Consider the following 18,951-nt stretch of genomic DNA (forward strand, 5'->3'; position numbering starts at 1 on the left):
TCTTATAGCGTCACGTAATGAAGGGGGAATCGATGTACGACCCGGACCAGCTGCGGACGTTCCTGGCCGTGGCGCAGTCGCTGAGCTTCACCCAGGCGGCCGAGCGGCTCGGTATCCGGCAGCCCACGGTGAGCCAACATGTCCGCAAACTCGAGATGGCCGTCGGGCGACCACTCTTCGTCCGGGACACCCGCACCGTCACGCTGACCGCGGACGGCGAGGCGATGGCCGGCTTCGCCCGGACCATCCTCGCCGCGCACGAAGAGGCTGCCGGGTATTTCACCGGCTCCGAGCTGCGCGGCCGGTTGCGGTTCGGCGTGACCGACGATCTCGCGCTCACGCCGCTGCCCAAGATCCTGCGTGACTTCCGCCAGCTGTACCCGCGGATCGACCTCGAGCTGACCGTTGCCCAGAGCCCGAACCTGCTCCGCCGGGTCGAGTCCGGCCACCTCGACCTCGCGTACGTGAAGCACGGCGTCGGCGGCGGCTACGAACCGAACGGCCGGCTGGTACGCCGTGACCCGCTGGTCTGGGCCGGCATCTCGGGGACCAGGATCGCGCCGGACGGCCCGGTGCCGCTGGTCGCGTACCAGGCGCCGTCGCTGAGCCGGTCGCTCGGTGTGCAGTCGCTCGAGCAGGCCGGTCGTACCTGCCGGATCACCTGCATCGTGCGCGGCGTCAACGGCGTACTCGCGGCTGTCCGGGCCGGTCTCGGGATCGCGATCTTCGCGCGATCGCTGATGCCCGCGGACCTGGTCGAGCCGCCGCCGAGCGCGGGGCTGCCGGAGCTGCCGCCGATCGACCTGGTGCTGATCACCAACCCGCGCGCCGCGAAGGAGCCGGCCGAGGCGCTGACGGCCGCGATCCTCGGCAGCAACGCGCCGCTGAAGCCGGACGCCGTACTCGATCCGCAGGCGCCGCCTAGATCAGTGCGTCACCGCGCAACACCAGCGTGATGACGCTGACCGCGGCGATGGCGATCGTGACGAGGAAGGGCGCGTTGCGCCAGAGCAGGATCGTGACGAGCAGCGCGGCGACGACGGCGAGCGCGATCCAGCCGACGATGCCGATCGCTCCGGCGGGTGCGATCACCAGCAGCCCGGTCGCGAGTGCCAGCGGGAGCGGGGCGAGCAGCCGGGCGTAGGACCCGAGCCGCTGCGGCCAGCCTCGTACGCCGGTCGCGAGGTCGTCGTCCAGATCGGGTACGACGTTTGCCAAATGGGCACCGATCCCCAGGAGGGCGCCCGCCGCGGTGGCCCACCAGGGCGCCCAGACGTCTGCGGTGCCGAGCGTGACGAACGACGGCAGTGCACCGAAGGCGACGGCGTACGGGAGCCAGGAGATCGCGGTCGACTTCAGGCCCAGGTTGTACGCCCAGGCGCAGGCGACGAACAGCAGGTGAACCAGGCCGGCCGCGAGTCCGTTGGCAAGGGAGACCGGGATCGTGACCACCAGCATGATGCCGGCACCGATCGTGAGCGTCCGGCGACTCACCAGTCCGAGCACCACGGGCTTGTCCCGGCGGTTCACAATGGTGTCGCGGGCGGCATCTATCGCGTCATTGCTCCAGCCGATCGAGAGGTGGCCGGTGAGGATCGTTGCTGCGACGAGGAGACACCCGGCCGGACTTCGCCCGGCCGACCATGCGACAGCCGTGACGAGCGCGGTCACGGCGACAGTCGGCCCGGGGTGGCAGGCAAGAGCCAGACCTTTCACGGTCTTCACCGACGTAACGATGCCACGATGACGCGGATCGCAGCGGTCCGGCCCGCGCTCCCGCCGTACCGCTATCCGCAGTCGGAGCTGACCGAGGCGTTCGCGTCGATCTGTCTGCCGGACGGGCGGAGCTCGGCGCTGCTCCGGCGGCTGCATGCGAACGCGGGGGTGTCGTACCGGCATCTCGCGTTGCCGCTGGAGCGGTACGCCGTACTCAAGGACTTCGGCGAGGCGAACGACGAGTGGATCGCGACGGCCGTGGATCTCGGCGCGGAGGCGGTCGCGGGCGCGGTGAAGGATGCCGGGCTGACGTTGGACGACGTCGACGTACTGATGTTCACGACGGTGACCGGGGTGGCGGCGCCGTCGATCGACGCGCGGGTGGCGATGCGGCTGGGGCTGCGGGAGGACGTGAAGCGGCTGCCGTTGTTCGGGCTCGGGTGTGTCGGGGGAGCGGCGGGGATCGCGCGGCTGCACGACTACCTGACGGCGTGGCCGACGCATGTCGCCGTACTGCTGTCGGTGGAGTTGTGCTCGTTGACGTTGCAGCGGGACGACGCATCCCTGCCGAATCTGGTGGGTGGGGCGTTGTTCGGGGACGGGGCGGCCGCGGTTGTGCTGACGGGGTCGGAGCATCCGCTCGCGTCGGGGCCTTCGGTGGTGGCGACGCGGTCGCGGCTGTATCCGGACTCGGAGCGGGTGATGGGGTGGGACATCGGGTCGGGCGGGTTCCGGATCGTGCTCGGGGCGGATGTGCCGGAGGTGGTGCGTCAGTACTTGGGTGGTGATGTCCGGGGGTTCCTGGAGGATCACGGGTTGACCGTGCCGGATATTGGCACGTGGGTGAGTCATCCGGGTGGGCCGAAGGTGCTGGACGCGGTCTCGGAGACGCTGGGGCTGCGGCCGGGAGCGCTGGATCTGACCTGGACGTCGCTGGATGCGGTCGGCAACTTGTCGTCGTCCTCGGTGCTGCATGTGCTCGGTGACACGCTCAAGCTGGATCCTTCTCCTGAGGGTCCGGGCGTGCTGCTGGCGATGGGACCTGGTTTCTGTTCCGAGCTCGTGCTGATGGAGTGGTGATGTACGGCTGGTATCTGGGCCTGGTGATCCTGGTCGCGTGCGAGCGCGTGGCCGAGCTGGTCGTGTCGCTGCGGAACGCGAAATGGAGCTTCGCGCAGGGCGGGGTGGAGTCCGGGCGCGGCCACTATCCGTTCATGGTCGTGCTGCACACCGGGCTGCTGGCCGCGTGCCTGGTGGAGGCGTGGTACCGGCCGTTCATCCCCTGGCTGGGATGGACGATGCTGGCGGTGGTGCTGCTCGCGCAGGGGCTGCGGTGGTGGTGCATCTCGGTCCTCGGACACCAGTGGAACACGCGCGTGATCGTCGTACCGGGTCTGCGGTTGGTTGCCGGCGGCCCGTACCGGTGGATCCGGCACCCTAACTATGTGGCTGTGGTCGCGGAGGGGATCGCACTGCCGCTGGTGCACACCGCGTGGATCACGGCGCTGGTCTTCACCCTGCTGAACATCCCGCTGCTCGCCGTCCGCATCCGCACCGAGGAAACCGCACTCAACTCCGCCCTGGCGAAGTGAGCCATCCAGACGCCGCACCTCGGCCTGGCGACGTCCGGCGAGCCGGTACGCCGGAGGTCGACCTGCTCGTCGCCGGGGCCGGACCGGCCGGTTGTGCCACCGCGATCCGGGCTGCACTCGCCGGGCTGTCGGTCGTCGTTGTGGAGCCGCGGTCGGGGCCCATCGACAAAGCATGCGGCGAGGGCATCGCCCACAGCGCGGTCGAGTACCTCACCCGCCTGGGCGTGGAACTTTCCGGCCGCCCGTTCCACGGAATCCGCTACGTCGACGCCACCCACCAGGTAGACGCCCGCTTCACCGCCGGCCCCGGCCTCGGCGTACGCCGAACCACCCTCCAAGCCGCGTTGCTGAAGCGCCTGTCCGACCTCAACATCCCCGTCATCCAGGCCCGAGTCGGCCCCATCACCCAGAACACCTCATCAGTCACCGCCGCCAACTTCACCGCCCACTACCTAGCCGCCGCCGACGGCCTCCACTCACCCATCCGCCGCCAACTGAATCTTTCTGGTGAGAAGTCTGGGGAGGTCCGGCGCGGACTTCGGCAGCACTTCCGCGTGTCACCCTGGACCGACCTTGTGGAGGTCTACTGGTCTCGGCTCGGCGAGGCGTACGTGACTCCGGTCGCCGACGATCTGGTCGGCGTCGCCGTGCTCACCTCCGCGCGTGGCACGTTCGACTCGCATCTCGACGCCTTCCCCGCGCTGAAGCGCCGCCTGCAAGGCGCCCAGCCCGCCAGCGCAGTGATGGGTGCCGGCCCGCTCCGCCAACGCGTCCACGCCCGCACCGCCGGCCGCGTCCTCCTGGTCGGCGACGCCGCCGGCTACGTAGACGCACTCACCGGTGAAGGCATCGCCGTCGCCCTCCGCACCTCCGCCGAGCTCGTCGACTGCATCCGCGCCGACCGCCCACAGGACTACGAAGCGGCCTGGCGTCGCGTCTCCTGGGAGTGCCGCCTGCTCACCGCATCGTTGCTCTGGGCCCGCAACCGCCCACTCCTCGCGCCCCGCATCGTGCCGGCCGCGGCCGCCCTCCCCGCCGTCTACCGCACCATCGTCAACCGGTTGTCCTAGGCAACCGTAAGCCCGGAAAAATACCGCAGGCCCGGCGATCGCTCAGACAATCGCCGGGCCCACGGGTGGCCCGAGCTTCCTGGTGAAAAGCTCGGACCCGAGCCGTTCCGGCCTCCTGGTGAAAGGCCGGACCGGCTGACAAGGAAGACTCTGTCAGCCGGATGTTGCCCAACAGTTGCCGGAATGTGAAGCCTTGTTACATGGGGCTGTGGCGTACATCTCAGTGCTCCGTACGCACCGCGGCAATCTGCAACTGCAAAGCCAGCCGCTGCTGCGGATCCGAGAGGTCCAACTCCGCAATCTCCCCGATCCGCTTCATCCGATGCCGCAACGTGTTCGTGTGCAGATGCAACTCCCGCGCAGCCCGCTGCGGCTGACCCGGATAATCCAGCCACGCCTGTAACGTTTCCACATATCCGGTGTCGTGCTCGATGTCGTGCCGCAGCAGCGTCGCGAGCGGACCATCCAGCTTGGTGGTATCAAGCGACGTGACCGCTCGATGAACGGTCAGCACATGCCACGCCTCTTCCACCCGCAGCACCGGCCCCGGCGCGACACCCCGCCGTACCAGACCGAGTAACTCGACCGCCTCCGCCCGTGAGCTCGGCAGATCAGCCGGACCACGCGCCGGACCACCAGCAGCCGCGTACGTCCCCGGCGCCTGCTCCTGCACCAGCTTCTGCAACCAGTTCCACGATCCTGGCCCGTCCGTGTCGGTCACCACGGCCAGTACGGTCCCGTCGAGGTCAGCCAGCTGCGGCTCGCTCCACCCGTGCCGACGCCCGGTCGACTCCCACAGGTCCAGTTGCTGCGGTACGTCGTACCCGTCCGGCGACCCGAGCGCCACCACCCGCCACGGCTGCCGCGGGAGCCGTACGTCGACCGGGTTGTCCGGCGAGAACTGCCGCAGGATCGTCCGCAGCCGATCGATCGCACTCCGCCGCGCTACGTCGGCCTGCGCCCGCAGCCGCAACAGGTGCAGCGCGAGCACGGATGCGGCGTTGCTGAGCTCCGCAGTGACCGCATCACTCACCGGACCGTCGACAACAGCCCAGATAGACCCCAGCCACTCACCACCAGCCCTGACCGGTACGACGAGACGTGGGCGGATCCCATTCGGTCCGTCCGGCACCAGGAACGGCTCGCTGGACCGCGCCAACCGCCGGAAGATGCCACGGGCGCGGAAATGCGCGATCACCTCGGCCGGCACCCGACGGCCGACGATGGTGGACACACGGGTCGGGTCAGTGAAGTCCTGACCAGAGGAGTACGCCAGAACACGCGACTGGTTGTCCTCGATGGTCACTGGCGCGTCGACGATCGCCGCGGCCGCATCCGCCAGCGCGAACAGCTCTTGGTGTACGCCGGCGTCTCCAGCGGCAGGGGAGTCCGGTGCGGCGGCACGGTCGATGACGCCGCGCATCAGCCACACCACATGCGCCCACGTGACACTCGGCTGCAGTGCGACCAGCGTCAGGGCGGACTTGTCCGCTGCCGTGACCACAGTCGGCTCGTGGGCGAGCGCCGTACGCAGAACCGCTGCGGACGCGCCGCTGGCCGCACAGCGCTCCACGAGCTCTACAGCGTCCTCTGCGTCGCGCAGACCGAGTCCGAGGACCAGATCGCCCGGCTGACCGGTCGCAGCCTCCTGAGGGTCGGCCAGGAACACATCGCGCACCTCAGTGTCGCCCTTGCCGGTCACCACCATCTCGAAGAGGGCAGGTCCGACGGCGGCAATCAGGTCAGGCGCGGTGATCACCAGGCCATTGTGCAGGTTATTGTGCGATGAGCACAGTCATTGATCCCGTCAATGGTGTGATCGCACCATGACAGCCGCTCGCGGTGGCCGCACCATCGATACATGACCACAGCTGGTTCCGCAGTACCGCACATCGTTCCTGACCGCGTTGCCGTCGTCGGCGCGGGCATGGTCGGGCTGGCCACCGCCTGGTTCCTCCAGGAGGCCGGCGTCGAGGTGACCGTGCTCGACCGTGAAGGTGTCGCCGCGGGCGCGTCCTGGGGCAACGCCGGCTGGCTGACGCCCGGCCTGGCCACCCCACTGCCGGAACCAGCGGTCCTCAAGTACGGCGTCCGTGCGGTGCTGAGCCCTGCCTCACCGGTGTATGTCCCGCCGACCGCGAGCCCGCGGCTCCTCAAGTTCCTCACCCGCTTCGCTCGCAACAGCACCGCCGGACGCTGGAAGACCGCGATGGAGTCGCTGGTCCCGATCAACCGTCAGGCGCTGGACGCGTTCGACTTCCTGGCCAAGGCCGGTGTCGAGGCCCAGACATACGAGGCGAAGTCGTTCCTGGCCGCGTACCGGACGGTCGAGGAGCGCAGCGTGCTGCTCGAGGAGATCGAGCACATCCACGCTGCCGGCCAGGGCATCGAGTTCGAGGCGATCAGCGGTGACGACGCCCGCGCGATCGAGCCCTCGCTGTCCGACGAGATCGGCGCCGCGATCCGGCTGCACGGCCAGCGGTTCATCAACCCGGGTGCTTATGTCCAGCTGCTCGCGGACTCGGTGATCGCTCGCGGCGGGCAGATCATCAACGGCGTGGTCGTGAAGGACATCGTCGACGAGATCCGCGGCGTCCGGCTGATCACCGGCGACGGCGAGACCGACCCGTTCGATGCGGTCGTGATGGCGACCGGTGCGTGGCTGGGCGATCTGGCACGGCAGTACGGCGTGAAGACCGTCGTACAGGCGGGTCGTGGGTACAGCTTCAGCGTGCCGATGGCGCATGTGCCGGCCGGTCCGGTGTACTTCCCGGCGCAGCGGATCGCCTGCACGCCGCTCGGTGACCGGCTCCGTGTCGCGGGGATGATGGAGTTCCGCAAGCCTGAGGCCAAGCTCGACCCGCGCCGGATCAATGCGATCGTCGAGGCCGCCCGGCCGCTGCTGCGGGATGCCGACCTGGACGCCCGGACGTTCGAGTGGGTCGGTCCGCGGCCTTGTACTCCGGACGGTCTGCCGCTGATCGGCGCGACCGCGTCGCCGCGAGTCTTCGCCGCCGGCGGTCACGGCATGTGGGGTATCACGCTCGGCCCGATCACCGGACAGCTGCTGGCCGAGACCATCACCACCGGTCGCGCGCCGGAGGAACTGCGGCCGTTCAACCCACTCCGCTGACGAACCGGCGGGACCCCGACGACGTGGTCCCGCCGTCCCCGCTGACCGTCTCCTCGAGCAGCCCCTTCGGTGACCCTCCTCGGGCAGCACCTCATCTGCCCGCACGACCTCGGCCACCATGTCGCTGCTCCGGTCAGCCCCGAGAGCGGGCCCTGGCGTCTTTCTCCTGCCCAGGGCCCGCTCTTTCTGTTTTCTGTCGGTGGGCTGTGCGAAGGTTCCTGCCATGGTGCTCAGGTGGTACACGGTTGTGATCGACTGCCACGACGTCCGGAAGCAGGCGGCCTGGTGGGCCGAGGCCTTCGGCTGGAAGACGATCATCGAAACCGACGACGAATGTGTGAACGTCCCCGGCTGGGTCGAGCCGGACACCGTCAAGGACATCCCGTGGGAGCGGATCGGTCCCGGCATGGTGTTCGTCCCGGTGCCCGAGGGCAAGACGCTGAAGAACCGGCTGCATCTGGATTTCGCGCCGAACACGAGCCAGGACCGCGACGCCGAGATCGCCCGCCTGGAGGCCCTCGGTGCCAAGCGTGTCGACGTCGGCCAGCCCGAAGGGCCGAGCTGGACCGTCCTGGCCGACCCGGAAGGCAACGAGTTCTGCGTCCTGAGCTCCCGCGACTTCTAGATGCTGACGATCCGGTCCGAAGTGCCGCCGTCCCGCATCCCGGAGCTGACAGACCTGATGTGTACGGCGTGGTGGATGTCGGACCGTACTCCCGATGAGGTCGCCCGGTTGGTCGAGCACTCGGACGTGATTGTCGCCCTGATCCACGGCCCGACGGACCGCCTGGTCGGCTTCGCTCGCGTAATCACCGACTACACGCACGTCGCGCTCGTGCTGGACGTGATCGTTGACGAGTCGCGCCGCGGCTCCGGTCTCGGCGCAGCGCTCCTGGACGCGGTGATCAACCACTCCGAGCTCGCCGGCGTCCGCAGCCTCGAGCTCGTCTGCCAGCCCGAGCTCGTCCCGTTCTACCGACGCTGGGGCTTCACGGATCAGGTCGGCGCCTCCACGCTGATGCGCCGGACCACGGATACCCGCCTGATCTCTTGCTGATAGCTGACGACGCAGGCACGATCACCAGGACGCGCCAACGACGTACGGAGGCCCTGCCCGATGTCGGACGTGAACCCAACCCCACCCGCCCGCCACACCCAGTCCGGGCCGCCGTCGCCGTCCGGTCCGACTGGTGGGCCGATGCCCTACGGGCCGCCGGTGCGGCCCGCTCGCTCCGCGCCGGATGCCCCGCCAGCCTGGACAGTCAGGGCCCGCCCGGTGGTGGACCTGTCGTCGAGGATCCTCTGCCTGGTGACCGGCGGAGCGTTGCTCGTCGCCGGGCTCGTCGGCCTGTTCACCGGCGTCAGCGAGGGCGCGCTCATCACCGTCCTCGCGGCCGGGCTGCTGCTGGTGATCATGCCGTCGATCGTCGACCGGATCAGGCGCATGAAGCTCGGCGAGTTCGAAGTACACCTGGTCCGTCAGATTGCCGCGACCGCGCGCAAGAGCGCCGACACCCTGCGGGCTCTGGGCATGGAGAAGCAGCTCGACGCCTACGCGACCATCTACACCGAGCTGCGCGGGCCCGAGCTGAAGGCGGTCCGCGGCGAGATTCTCGACCGGATCGTCCAACGTGTCGCCAACGCGTCGGCCGTGGAGAAGTTCGACAAGGATGAGGTCAGGGACCTGTTCTTCACCGGTTCACCGATCGTCCGCGTCCTCGCCCTCGGCCTGATGGAAGGCGACCCCTCCCTGCTCGACAGCCAGGTCCTGCTGACGGCGATCAACACCTCGCTCACCGGCAACGAGCAGTACCACGCGCTCAGAGTGATCCGGAACGGCTGGGGTCAGTTGTCGGAGACCCACCGGGGCGAGCTACTCGCCGCCATCAATTCGAATCCTCAGATCGCGAACGGACCGGCCCGGCGTGAGGTGGCAAACGAAATCCAGGAACTCCACCGGAGTCCCTGGATTCCGTCAACCAATTGATTCAGTGCGTGTGTTGGATCAGTGCGTGTGCGGCTCGCTGCCGTGCTCCGCCTCATGGGCGGCGATCTGCGCCTTGACCTCTTCCATGTCCACCGCGCGCAGCTGACCGATCAGGTCCTCCAGGCTCGCTGCCGGCAGCGCACCGGCCTGCGAGTACAGGACGACGCCGTCACGGACCGCCATCAGCGTGGGGATCGACGAGATCTGGAACGCCTGCGCCAGCTCGCCCTGAGCCTCGGTGTCGACCTTGCCGAAGGTGATGTCACCGTGCTGCTCGGACGACTTCTCGAAAACCGGCCCGAACATCTTGCACGGGCCACACCACTCGGCCCAGAAATCCACCAGCACGAGACCGTCGCCACCGACCACCTCGTTGAAGTTGTCCTGGGTCAGCTCGACCGTTGCCACTACGACCTCCGAAAGTAGATGAGTACGCCTAGCTCAACATCGATCGGCCCCGGACTTGTTCCCGGCCCCCGGACGGAGCACGCCGGCCAATGTCGTACGGCGTACGACATTGACCGGAATGCGGAGTCTCGTATGTGACCTGGGCCACGTCGCCGTCAGATGGAGTCCACGAACGGTGACGCGTAGTCCTGCACCTCGCCGAGGATCGACGCGGCTGCCTCGGGGGTGAGGTCGGCGCGCTCTCGCTCTGCAACGATCATTTGCTTGAGCAGCCGGGTCTCACCCGCCGTAGCGAGACCGGTGATCTCGGGATGACCGTTCAGCAGCCAGGCGGTCGCGGCGGTGATGTAGCGCTGTTCGTCGAACGGCCGGTACCAGGTGTCGTACGCCTTGTCCTCGCCGTCCTGCCAGTTGCGTCGGGCAATCATCTTGATCGTCATCAGCGCTGCGTCCGACGCCTTCACGGCCTCGACCAGGCCGGCGTAGTCAGCTGCGTACTGCGGGTCGGTCGAGAGCTTGTAGTTCAACGGGGTGAGCACGCTGTCGAAATCGAACCGGCGCAGGCCCTCGGTGTGCACCGACGGCGCCTGCTCGGTGTGACCGGTGATGCCGATCGCCCGGACCATACCTTCGTCCTTGGCGCGGATGGCCGCTTCCAGCGAACCGCCCTTGCCGGTGACGAGATCGAGGTTCTCCATGTCGCAGACCGCGTGCATCTGAATCAGATCCACGTGGTCGGTCTGCAGCCGCTCGAGCGAGCGGTTGATCTCGCTCCAGGCCTCCTCGACCGTCCGGCGGCCGGTCTTGGTGGCGAGGAAGATGCGGTCCCGGATCTCCGGCATCCGCGGCCCGAGTCGCAGCTCGGCGTCGCCGTAGTCCGCGGCGACGTCGAAATGATTGATACCGGCATCCAGAGCTTCCTGGATCGAGGCATCCGCCCGGTCCTGGTCGACTCCGCCGAGCGACGCGGCGCCGTAGATCAGTACCGAGCTCTGGTGTCCGAGTCTGCCCAGTCGGCGAGTTTCCATCCTGGTCCTCCACGGGGTAGCAGGGTCACTCCGACCCTATGCCCGGAAGCCTCTTCGGCAAGCGGTTGTCCACAGGCTAATTTGACCCCCTCGCCACGGGAGAGTTTTCCACAGGCGGATCGTCGCATCGGTTACTCTTTGTGATCAGTTGGTGCATTCTTTACCATGTTGTTCGCACGGATATTCGAAACCTGTCCACGGCGTGTGGCATGGTGTGCGCTGCCCGGTCGACCTGAACGGTCATGAGAGAGGAGCTATGACGACGGTGCCGAAGGTGTCACGCTTGGCCGGTAATAGTGACGGTGAGGGTGACACTGCCCGCGAGCGGGGTAACAGTATGGCTGCGGGGAGCGATGGACCATCCGGATCCTGGGCTCAGGTCTCCCAGTGGACGGTTGCTTGCCGTATCCTCCCGGCTACTGTCCGCGTAACTGCTGTCTGAGGGGCGGGTAGGGATGAGTTGGTGGCGCACAGTACTGAATCTGCCGCCAAAAGGTGAGCATTGGTCGGACCAGCGCCGGACTAAGAAGCCCGGCAAGGGACGCCCGCAGAGCACCGCGCCGGAGTGGTGGGCCCACCCCGGTGGCCCGGTGCAACCTACCCCTCGGCAAGCGCAGGGCGTAGCAGCGCAGTATTCGGCTCCGCAGCAGCAGACACCGCCTCCGCCCGGTGGCGTGATGGCGCCGCCGCGTCGGCCGGCAGCTCGTCCTGCGGACGTGCCGCAACAGGATCCCGCGCACCGTACACCCGAACGTTTGAAACAGCGTTCCCCGCACGGCGCACATGGTGCACACGCCGCGCCGGGGCCGGTCCGCGAAGTGCTGGAGCCTGGGCAGACACCGTGGTCGACCGAGCCGGAGTCCTCGTTCTCCACGTGGGCCAGGCGATTCTTCCGCGGCCTCGTGGTCGTCGTGCTGCTGCTGGCAGCGATCAGCGGCATCCGTTCCTGGATCGCTCCGAACAAGGCGCCGGAGACCGTCGTCAGCGGGCAGAGCAGCTTCCCGGCCGACGAGTCGCGCGCGGTCGCGACGCGGTACGCCGTCTCGTACCTCTCCTGGGACGAGAACAACCCTGACGCCCGCCCGGCCCAGGTCGGTCTCGACCTGGCCGCCGGACTGGACAGTCGCGCGGGGTGGAACGGCCGCGGTAAGCAAACGGCTGATGTCGCCTACCCGGGACAGGTCACGGCCGACTCCAACGGTCTGACCGCAGTTGTCGATGTCCGGGTCCGGGTGCATACGTTCACCCGGCTGGGCAAGGGCTGGAAGACCGGACCGGTCGTCTGGGAACGCGTGTCGGTCCCAGTGGCCCGGACCGCGGCCCGGGTCGTGGCCAGCGGACCGCCGACGTTCGTGCCGGACGTGCGGGCAGCGCTGCCCGACAACATGCCGTCGGCCGGAGCTCCCGACGACGATCTGACCGCAGCGACGCAGAAGGACGCGGAGGCGTTCTTCGGCGCGTATGCGGAGTCGGACAACAAGGTGTCGGCGGTGACCGCGCCGGGCTCGACCATCCGTAGCCTGAACGGTGCGGTCAGGTTCGGTGAGCTCAAGGATTGGCAGGTCTACACGGGCAACGACGACGAGCGGCGGGCGACCGCGGCCGTCACCTGGGACGGGGTCGGTGACACCACCTTGGACCAGACGTACACGCTCACGTTGAGGCGTACTGTCGCCACCGACGGAGCAGAACGATGGCAAGTGGCTGCCGTCGGATGAATCCAGCGACCGGCCATCGGATGACCGAGGTAACAAGGGAGACACCGCAATGATGACGCACGAACTGGCTGCGAGCGTGGTTCAGCTTGCCGTGCCCATGGCCGACCCCAATGTCCCAACGGGCGCGGACTTCAAGGACTGGGTCCTGGTCATCGCGGGGAACATCTTCATCGCGATCCTCGTGTTGCGTGCCATCGGCCACTACTTCAAGCGCGAGTGGGGCGAGCTGTTCGGCCACATCGCGGCCGGGGTACTGGTCGGCGGGCTGATCTACGCGAACAACCAGACCATCAACGTGCTCAAGGGCTTTTGGGGATTGCTGTCCGGAGGTAATTGATGCGCGTCGGCCGTACCCTTACCCACCACTTCGAGATCGAGACCCGGCAGTACGACCTGCTCGGGATCGACCTCGGAGAAGGCGCCAGGCGCCGGATGATCATCTTCGGTGCGGTGATCATCATCCTCTGGATCGCGTTGCTGTTCCCGTTCATCGGCGTACCGAAGAAGCCCACGGTCAGCCTGTACGTCGTGCCGCCGTTCGTGATCACCGCGTTCGGCTGGCGGCCGGGCAAGTTCCACGAACGCCGCCGCCGGGTGACGGAATGGGCGCTGGCCGTCCGGTACGCGTTGCGGGCGCATCGCCCGATCATCGGTCTCGGCGCGCGGGCCGCCGACAAGACGGAGTACCTGCCGTGGCGTGAGCGCGTCGCGACCCGGAAGGTGGCCGACCTGGCGAAGGCCAGAGTGACGCCGGAGTGGGAACGCGAGGTCGTGGTGGAGCTCGATCCGATGGTCCGCGCGGGTGCGGACATCACCGTGAACCAGCGGGCGCGATTGCTGGGTTCGGATCACGTACAACGGGTGAGTCGCAGGACGTCGTCAGGGAAGGGCCGCGAATGAAGATCGCTGACAAACTCCTGAACCTGGTGGGGGTCGGCCGCGAGCGCGGCCTGCCGCCACCTCGTCTTGTTGCCATCGCCGACGGCCTGCTCGTGACCGAGCGCAGCGCCGAGGCATGGTTCCTGATCTCGGTGGCGAACACGGACCTGGCCACCGAGTCGGAGCAGGACGCGGCTCTGGATGCAGCCGTCAGCGCGGCCGCGACGATCCTCGGCGACCGGCTCAGCCACCTGAAGGTGGTGTGGGGCCGTTCGACCGGTCAGGACTACATCGACTCGGTGGCCGGCCATTACCGGCTGGGCGATCACGAGTCGTGGGCGCAGACGCGGGCCGACCGGATCGACGAGATGCGGATGCCGGAGCGGTACGTGGCTCTCGGCGTACATCTGAGCGACCGTGACCCGCGGGCGACCGCGCAGGTGCGGGGTTCGATCAGTGACGCTCTCGGTACGACGTCTTGGCGGGTCAGTGCGCGTGAACTCGCGCACCTCGACGAGCGGGTGCGCAAGCTCGCTCGCCAGCTGGGCTCGACGGTCTGGCGTGCGCACACCGCGCCGGCCGAGGTGATCTCCTGGCTGATCAGCCGGGAGATGCATCGTGGTGCGGTCGCAGCGCCGCGGCGTGGTCTGATCACGGGTGCTTCGTTGGCTCGGCTGACGTCCGGGCGCGTGGTGCCGTACACCGATCACCTGCGGATCTACGACACGCGTGGGCAGATCGCGGCGTACACGACGGTGCTGGCGATGACCGATTTCCCCGAGGAGCTCGAGACGCCGGGAGCGGGGGAGTGGCTGCGGACGCTGTCCGAGATCAAGGCGATCGATGACGACGGCGACGAAATCGACGTCACTGTTGAGGCGTCGGTCCGCTTTCGGGTGCTGACGAAGAAGACTGCGCGCCACCTGGTCGACGAGACCCGGAAGAGCGCGAAGGAGCAGCGCCGTTCGGCCGCGAAGGGTACGGCGGAGGAGACCGCCGACGAGATCGTGGAGACCGAGCGCGTGATGCGTGAGGTCAAGCGCGACATCAACCGCAGTGGCCTGACTCTGGTCGAGGACCACCCGCGGTTGCTGGTCAGCGCGGACACCCGTGAGGACCTCGAGGCGTACGTCGACGCCGTCATCGCGCACTACGCGGACCGTGGCATCACGGTCGCCGCGGGCGCGGACGAGCAGCGCGACCTGTGGCTGGAGTCCTTGCCGGGCGACCAACTGCGCGTGCCGGACCTCGGGCATGTGCGCGAGTCGACTGCGTTCTTCGGGTCCTGGTTCTGGGGCGGCGCGTCGATCGGTGACGCGACCGGTCCTGCCATTGGCTATCTGACCGGGTCTACGCCCGGCCTGGTGCGGTTCGACGCGGCTGCCGGTTCTGCGCTTGGTGACGCGACGACGACGCTCTTCCTCGGCCGGTCGGGTCGAGGCAAGACGACAGCCGCGATGCTGGGCGGTCTGGACTCGGCGTTCGCCGGCGCTTGGGTGCCGTTGCTGGACCTGAAGGGCGATGCTGCAGGTGTGTCGGCGGTCGCCGCGGAGTACGGCGTACCGACCGCCGTCATCGAGATCACTGCCCAGTTCTCAGGTGCTGCTGACCTGTTGCGGGTGTTGCCTGTTGATGACGCGTTGCTGCAGGCGCCGTCTCAGCTGATGCTGCTGCTGCCACCGCATCTGCGTGGTGCGGCCGAGGCTCCGGTCATGGCGGCGACCCGCGCCGAGATCCAGTCGCCGGACCCCTCGTCGTGGGGCGTCATCCAGCGGCTTTGTGCTTCCGACTCGGAGACCATTCGTACGGTCGGCTTCGCCCTGCGCGACCTGGTCGAGACCGGTCTCGGCTCAGTCGTCGCCGGGCCGCCGTCCGGCCTGTCGTCCCTGACCACGAACCCGGGCCTCTGGGTCGTGCAGATGCCCGGCCTCACGCTGCCGTCGCCCGAGTCGGCGCCCGAGTCGTGGTCCCCGATCGAACGCGTCGGCATGGCCTGCCTGCGCGGCTGCCTCGCCTGGATGGTCCGTACGACGGGCCGCCGCGAGTTCCGCGGCCGCTCGAAGGTCGTCATCGTCCCCGAGGTCCACCTGCTGACGAAGACCCCCGACGGCGCGTCCTTCCTGGACTACATCGCCCGTGTCGGCCGTGCGCTGGGTGCTTCGCTCGTCCTGGACACCCAGGACCCGGCGTCGATCTTGAAGCTTCCTGGTCTGGTCGAGCAGATCACGACGCTGTTCGCGTTCAGCCTGCGTTCGCGCGAGCAGGTCGATTCCCTGCTCGAGCTCCTCGGCCGCCCGCAGACCGCGCCGTACCAAACCCTGGTCCGCGGCATCAACACCGCCGCCAACGGCAAATCCATCCGCCACGGCCACTGCATCATGCGCGACCGCTGGGACGAGGTAGCCACCGTCCAGATCGACATCCCCAGCGAACGCGTAGCAGCCCTCCTCCGCACCACCCCCGAATCCGAACACGCCAACACCCCCGCCCAACCGGCGATCCCCGCGGCCGCCCCCGAAGACCCCTTCGCCGAAGACGAGGCTCTCTTCGAGCCAGCCGCCACCGCCACAGCCCAATCCGAGGCCCACACACAACAGGCCCCGGCCTACGACGCCACTCCAGCGTCGCCGTACGAGGGCGCCTCGCCTCAGGACACCGTGCCTGTCTCACCCCAGGACAACGCCGCTAGAGCGCCGCACAACGGCGGCTCACCTCGGGACACCGCCGCTGCCACGCAGTACGGCGCCGCTGCCTCACCTCGCGACACCGCCGCGGCCGCGCAGTACGGCGCCGGTGTCTCACCTCGGGACGCCGCCGCGGGCCAGCCGCCCGCTCCGCAGCACGCCACACAGCACCCAGCTGCCGCGCCTCAGCAACCAATCGCGCCGTCGCAGCCCACTCCGTCAGCAGCGCCGTCCGCGCCCGAACCGACGTACACCCAACCGGCACCCCAGCCCGCCGCGCCGGCCACTCCGCCCCTGCCCCAGCAAAACGGTCACCCCCCGGCCCCCAACGGCCAGGACCCCCACCCGGCCACCAACGGCTCACACCCCCAGCACCAGCCCCAACAAAACGGCCAGGCCCACGAACCCGCCCAGCCCCTCCAAAACGGCCAGGCTCACGACCCCGCCACGCCGCACCAAAACGGCCACCAGCCTCAACCCAACGGCCAAGAACCCCGCCGCAGCCTCCGCCACGAGTCCCCGATCGGCCCCGACGAGGTCTACGACCAAGAGGCCGACGAAGCCGCGTACAACGAAGCCATGTACCCGGCCCACGGCGACGACCCCACCCCCGACCCAGACCGCCCCACCGGCAACAAGGAGCACGTCGCATGAGGTGGCCCCGCCGCCTCCGAACCGCGGCCACCGTCCTCTCCATCTCCTTCATAATCACAGCCCAAGTAGCCCTAGCCGCCGACCCCAACCAGGGCCCCACCAACCCCACGGGCTTCGCCGACCTCCTCCCCACCCCCGACCTAACCCACGGCGACACCCGAACTCTGTTCGAGCAGTACAGCCCGATGAATTACGGCCTGGATTTCGACACAGGTCTGACCGACACCTTCAACATGATCTTCAACGGGTACGCCTACATCGTCATGATGTACATCCTGGCGATTACCCGCGCGGCGATCTCTGTCGGTTGGTGGCTGTTCTCGTTCACCGACGTCAAGCCGCTGACTGATGCGACCGCCACCACGATCGGTGCTACGGGAACGCAACTCGTCGGATGGTTGTTGCCGTCGGCCCTCGCATTCGGTGCGGTGGCTGCGTACACGCAGCGTCGTGCAACAGGCAGTGCGCTGGGGCAGATGGTTTGGGTTCTGGTCGCGGGTGTGCTGAGTGTCAGCTTCGCAGTGGCACCGGCAACGTGGTTGCGCGGAGTGGACGGCGCGCGCCAGCTCGGGGCAGGTGCAGTGATGAGCGCATCGTCAGATGCTTTAGGGCCGACGATCCAGAGCCCGATTCCCTGGCCCGAGCCGGGTTTCACCGGCACACCTAGAGACACCCTGCTGCGGAAATCAGCCGACGCCAGTTGGCGAGGGTTCGCCGTGACGCCCTGGTGTATCGCAGAGTTCGGATCGATCTCGGCCTGCGAGCGTTACGGAAAGGGCATGCTCGACGTCGGTGTGAGCGCGGACGCACGGAAGGACTACGTCAACAAGGTAATCGTTCCGGCCGAGGGTGGTGATGACGCTCCAACGGTCAAGTGGGTCAAGGGTGACAATCCCTTCGGACGTACAGCTGTCGTCATGCTCGCCGCGATCGCGGCCACACTGTTCGGGTTCTTGAACATCGGCTTGGCGTTCACGGCGCTGATGGCGTTCATCGGCGCACTCCTGCTTCTTGTTGTGGGAGTGTTCTTCGCTTGTCTTTGGATCATCCCTGGTCGTCCCCGGCAATGGGGATTGAACTGGTTCGAGGCACTAGTGGGCCTCGTATTGCAGTCCTTCTTGGCGATGCTTGTCTTCGGAACCGCGCTGACCCTTGTCACAGCCGTGTTCACATTGACCGGCCCGTTGGGATGGCTGCCGGTTACAGGCCTGGCAATTGTCGTGTTGATCGTCGGATTCCGGCTGCGGCGTTTGCTGGATAGCCTTACGACGATGATGCGGCCTGGTGCCGGCAGCATCATGTTGGGTGGGCTTGCGCGTCGTGGCGCGATGGGTGCGGTCAGGCGAGTTATGGGTGCCCTGAGCAGTCGGGGTGCGGCGCCGGCACCTGCGGAGCGGAGTCGGGATCGCATCCGGACCACCGAGCCGGCTTCTCAGCGGGTCTCATCTGTGCGTGTGTATCGACAGGCTCCTGTGGTTGGTTCTCTGGCGAGGAGTTCTGCGGGTAGCTCGCCACATGAGCTCACCTCGGGTGCTAGCGGACGCCGCATGGATGGTGCGGGAGGAAGTCCGAACGGGCAAGGTCCTGGCGGTCAGCATGCGGCCGCTGCTGGTGCTGCCGGTGGGGCAGCTGGTCGGCTCGCGGCTGCGGCCAACCCGACGCGCTCAACCTCGGGTCTCAACCTCGCTCGCGCGCGTTCGCAATCGAAGGACGCCGATAGGCGTCCGACGATCACGGTCACAAGCGCGGGAGTCGCGTCGTCGAACAACTCTTCGTCGGGTGGAGCACGGCGCGCTAGTGGTGACGCGCAGAAGGCCCGGCATTCTCGGCGGCCCATTCCTGCGCCCTCCAACGACGTCCGTTACGAGCCGCGTGCCCATACGCACTCCGCGAGCCTGCGCGAAGGTCCGCCGAAGGGCCAGCGGGTACGGCGGAAGGCCGCCAGCTCGCAGCCGCGGAGGTTCCGCGAGTACTCGACTGTCACCAAGGACGGCGTGACGGTGCACGTGCCGACGCGTAGGTGATGTCGGATGGCCCGGAAACCACGATCGCCCCACGACCGCCGGGAAGGCGCCAGTCAGT

Annotated in this window: 17 protein-coding genes; 13 read left to right on the forward strand and 4 right to left on the reverse strand. The window is 68.0% G+C overall.

The genetic code is table 11. From position 1 onward, the window contains the following. Positions 1-17 precede the first annotated feature (17 nt). A complete protein-coding gene (locus FDA38_RS12430; protein ID WP_233714647.1) occupies positions 18-956 on the forward strand; it encodes a LysR substrate-binding domain-containing protein in 939 nt (312 codons plus the stop codon). Here the strand turns inward: FDA38_RS12430 and FDA38_RS12435 are convergent. Next, a complete protein-coding gene (locus FDA38_RS12435; protein WP_233714648.1) occupies positions 922-1,725 on the reverse strand; it encodes a UbiA family prenyltransferase in 804 nt (267 codons plus the stop codon). The genes FDA38_RS12430 and FDA38_RS12435 overlap by 35 nt on opposite strands. A gap of 18 nt (positions 1,726-1,743) precedes the next feature. Between FDA38_RS12435 and FDA38_RS12440 the strand changes: the two genes are divergently transcribed. The 3 genes from FDA38_RS12440 to FDA38_RS12450 are packed head-to-tail and all read left to right on the forward strand — an operon-like array spanning position 1,744 to position 4,378. Further along, positions 1,744-2,796, forward strand: coding sequence for a type III polyketide synthase (locus FDA38_RS12440; RefSeq protein WP_137253983.1), 1,053 nt, complete (start codon positions 1,744-1,746; stop codon positions 2,794-2,796). After that, positions 2,796-3,308, forward strand: a complete 513-nt coding sequence (locus tag FDA38_RS12445; RefSeq protein WP_137253984.1) for an isoprenylcysteine carboxyl methyltransferase family protein — start codon at positions 2,796-2,798, stop codon at positions 3,306-3,308. Before FDA38_RS12440 ends, FDA38_RS12445 begins: the two co-directional genes overlap by 1 nt. Further along, on the forward strand, positions 3,305-4,378 hold the full coding sequence (locus tag FDA38_RS12450; protein WP_137253985.1) for an NAD(P)/FAD-dependent oxidoreductase: 1,074 nt from the start codon (positions 3,305-3,307) through the stop codon (positions 4,376-4,378). The genes FDA38_RS12445 and FDA38_RS12450 overlap by 4 nt, the downstream gene beginning before the upstream one ends. A gap of 220 nt (positions 4,379-4,598) precedes the next feature. On the opposite strand, the gene FDA38_RS12455 is transcribed toward FDA38_RS12450, so the two are convergent. Further along, on the reverse strand, positions 4,599-6,137 hold the full coding sequence (locus FDA38_RS12455) for a helix-turn-helix domain-containing protein (protein ID WP_137253986.1): 1,539 nt from the start codon (positions 6,135-6,137) through the stop codon (positions 4,599-4,601). A 102-nt stretch (positions 6,138-6,239) separates the two neighbouring features. Here FDA38_RS12455 and FDA38_RS12460 point away from each other — a divergent pair, with 102 nt between their 5' ends. The 4 genes from FDA38_RS12460 to FDA38_RS12475 all read left to right on the forward strand — a co-directional run bounded on the left by FDA38_RS12460 (position 6,240) and on the right by FDA38_RS12475 (position 9,498). After that, positions 6,240-7,511, forward strand: a complete 1,272-nt coding sequence (locus FDA38_RS12460; RefSeq protein ID WP_137253987.1) for an NAD(P)/FAD-dependent oxidoreductase — start codon at positions 6,240-6,242, stop codon at positions 7,509-7,511. A gap of 223 nt (positions 7,512-7,734) precedes the next feature. Next, a complete protein-coding gene (locus FDA38_RS12465; protein WP_137253988.1) occupies positions 7,735-8,136 on the forward strand; it encodes a VOC family protein in 402 nt (133 codons plus the stop codon). Continuing rightward, complete coding sequence (locus FDA38_RS12470; protein WP_137253989.1) at positions 8,137-8,568, forward strand: GNAT family N-acetyltransferase; 432 nt, start codon at positions 8,137-8,139, stop codon at positions 8,566-8,568. 60 nt (positions 8,569-8,628) lie between these two features. Beyond that, positions 8,629-9,498 carry a hypothetical protein gene (locus FDA38_RS12475; RefSeq protein WP_137253990.1) on the forward strand — a complete coding sequence of 290 codons (870 nt, stop codon included), beginning with the start codon at positions 8,629-8,631 and terminating at the stop codon, positions 9,496-9,498. An 18-nt stretch (positions 9,499-9,516) separates the two neighbouring features. On the opposite strand, the gene trxA is transcribed toward FDA38_RS12475, so the two are convergent. Both trxA and FDA38_RS12485 read right to left on the reverse strand, forming a co-directional pair. Beyond that, entirely contained in the window at positions 9,517-9,906 is a 390-nt protein-coding gene (trxA, locus tag FDA38_RS12480; RefSeq protein ID WP_137253991.1) for a thioredoxin, read from the reverse strand. Positions 9,907-10,061: 155 nt separating this feature from the next. Beyond that, positions 10,062-10,934: an aldo/keto reductase gene (locus FDA38_RS12485; protein ID WP_137253992.1), complete on the reverse strand. Its 873-nt coding sequence runs from the start codon at positions 10,932-10,934 to the stop codon at positions 10,062-10,064. 755 nt (positions 10,935-11,689) lie between these two features. On the opposite strand from FDA38_RS12485, the gene FDA38_RS12490 reads away from it, so the two are divergent. From FDA38_RS12490 to FDA38_RS12510, 5 genes are read left to right on the forward strand one after another with little or no spacing between them, the layout of a single operon-like run. After that, positions 11,690-12,652, forward strand: a complete 963-nt coding sequence (locus FDA38_RS12490) for a conjugal transfer protein (RefSeq protein ID WP_170989672.1) — start codon at positions 11,690-11,692, stop codon at positions 12,650-12,652. A gap of 52 nt (positions 12,653-12,704) precedes the next feature. Further along, positions 12,705-12,989: a hypothetical protein gene (locus FDA38_RS12495; protein WP_233714649.1), complete on the forward strand. Its 285-nt coding sequence runs from the start codon at positions 12,705-12,707 to the stop codon at positions 12,987-12,989. Beyond that, on the forward strand, positions 12,989-13,552 hold the full coding sequence (locus tag FDA38_RS12500) for a hypothetical protein (protein WP_137253994.1): 564 nt from the start codon (positions 12,989-12,991) through the stop codon (positions 13,550-13,552). Before FDA38_RS12495 ends, FDA38_RS12500 begins: the two co-directional genes overlap by 1 nt. Further along, positions 13,549-16,869, forward strand: a complete 3,321-nt coding sequence (locus FDA38_RS12505) for an ATP-binding protein (RefSeq protein ID WP_137253995.1) — start codon at positions 13,549-13,551, stop codon at positions 16,867-16,869. Before FDA38_RS12500 ends, FDA38_RS12505 begins: the two co-directional genes overlap by 4 nt. Next, positions 16,866-18,893 (forward strand): YgjV family protein, encoded by a 2,028-nt coding sequence (locus FDA38_RS12510; protein WP_137253996.1) that lies wholly within the window; start codon positions 16,866-16,868, stop codon positions 18,891-18,893. Before FDA38_RS12505 ends, FDA38_RS12510 begins: the two co-directional genes overlap by 4 nt. Positions 18,894-18,951 lie beyond the last annotated feature (58 nt).

This window comes from Kribbella jiaozuonensis (genome assembly GCF_005233875.1).
Lineage (GTDB): Bacteria > Actinomycetota > Actinomycetes > Propionibacteriales > Kribbellaceae > Kribbella > Kribbella jiaozuonensis.

Excerpts from the sequence above, each read along its gene's own strand:
- FDA38_RS12470 (WP_137253989.1), top strand. The coding sequence starts at position 8,137 with ATGCTGACGATCCGGTCCGAAGTGCCGCCGTCCCGCATCCCGGAGCTG.
- FDA38_RS12505 (WP_137253995.1), top strand. The coding sequence starts at position 13,549 with ATGAAGATCGCTGACAAACTCCTGAACCTGGTGGGGGTCGGCCGCGAG.
- FDA38_RS12445 (WP_137253984.1), top strand. The coding sequence starts at position 2,796 with ATGTACGGCTGGTATCTGGGCCTGGTGATCCTGGTCGCGTGCGAGCGC.
- FDA38_RS12440 (WP_137253983.1), top strand. The coding sequence starts at position 1,744 with ATGACGCGGATCGCAGCGGTCCGGCCCGCGCTCCCGCCGTACCGCTAT.
- FDA38_RS12465 (WP_137253988.1), top strand. The coding sequence starts at position 7,735 with ATGGTGCTCAGGTGGTACACGGTTGTGATCGACTGCCACGACGTCCGG.
- FDA38_RS12485 (WP_137253992.1), bottom strand. The coding sequence starts at position 10,934 with ATGGAAACTCGCCGACTGGGCAGACTCGGACACCAGAGCTCGGTACTG.
- FDA38_RS12475 (WP_137253990.1), top strand. The coding sequence starts at position 8,629 with ATGTCGGACGTGAACCCAACCCCACCCGCCCGCCACACCCAGTCCGGG.
- FDA38_RS12510 (WP_137253996.1), top strand. The coding sequence starts at position 16,866 with ATGAGGTGGCCCCGCCGCCTCCGAACCGCGGCCACCGTCCTCTCCATC.
- FDA38_RS12460 (WP_137253987.1), top strand. The coding sequence starts at position 6,240 with ATGACCACAGCTGGTTCCGCAGTACCGCACATCGTTCCTGACCGCGTT.
- FDA38_RS12430 (WP_233714647.1), top strand. The coding sequence starts at position 18 with ATGAAGGGGGAATCGATGTACGACCCGGACCAGCTGCGGACGTTCCTG.
- FDA38_RS12500 (WP_137253994.1), top strand. The coding sequence starts at position 12,989 with ATGCGCGTCGGCCGTACCCTTACCCACCACTTCGAGATCGAGACCCGG.
- FDA38_RS12495 (WP_233714649.1), top strand. The coding sequence starts at position 12,705 with ATGACGCACGAACTGGCTGCGAGCGTGGTTCAGCTTGCCGTGCCCATG.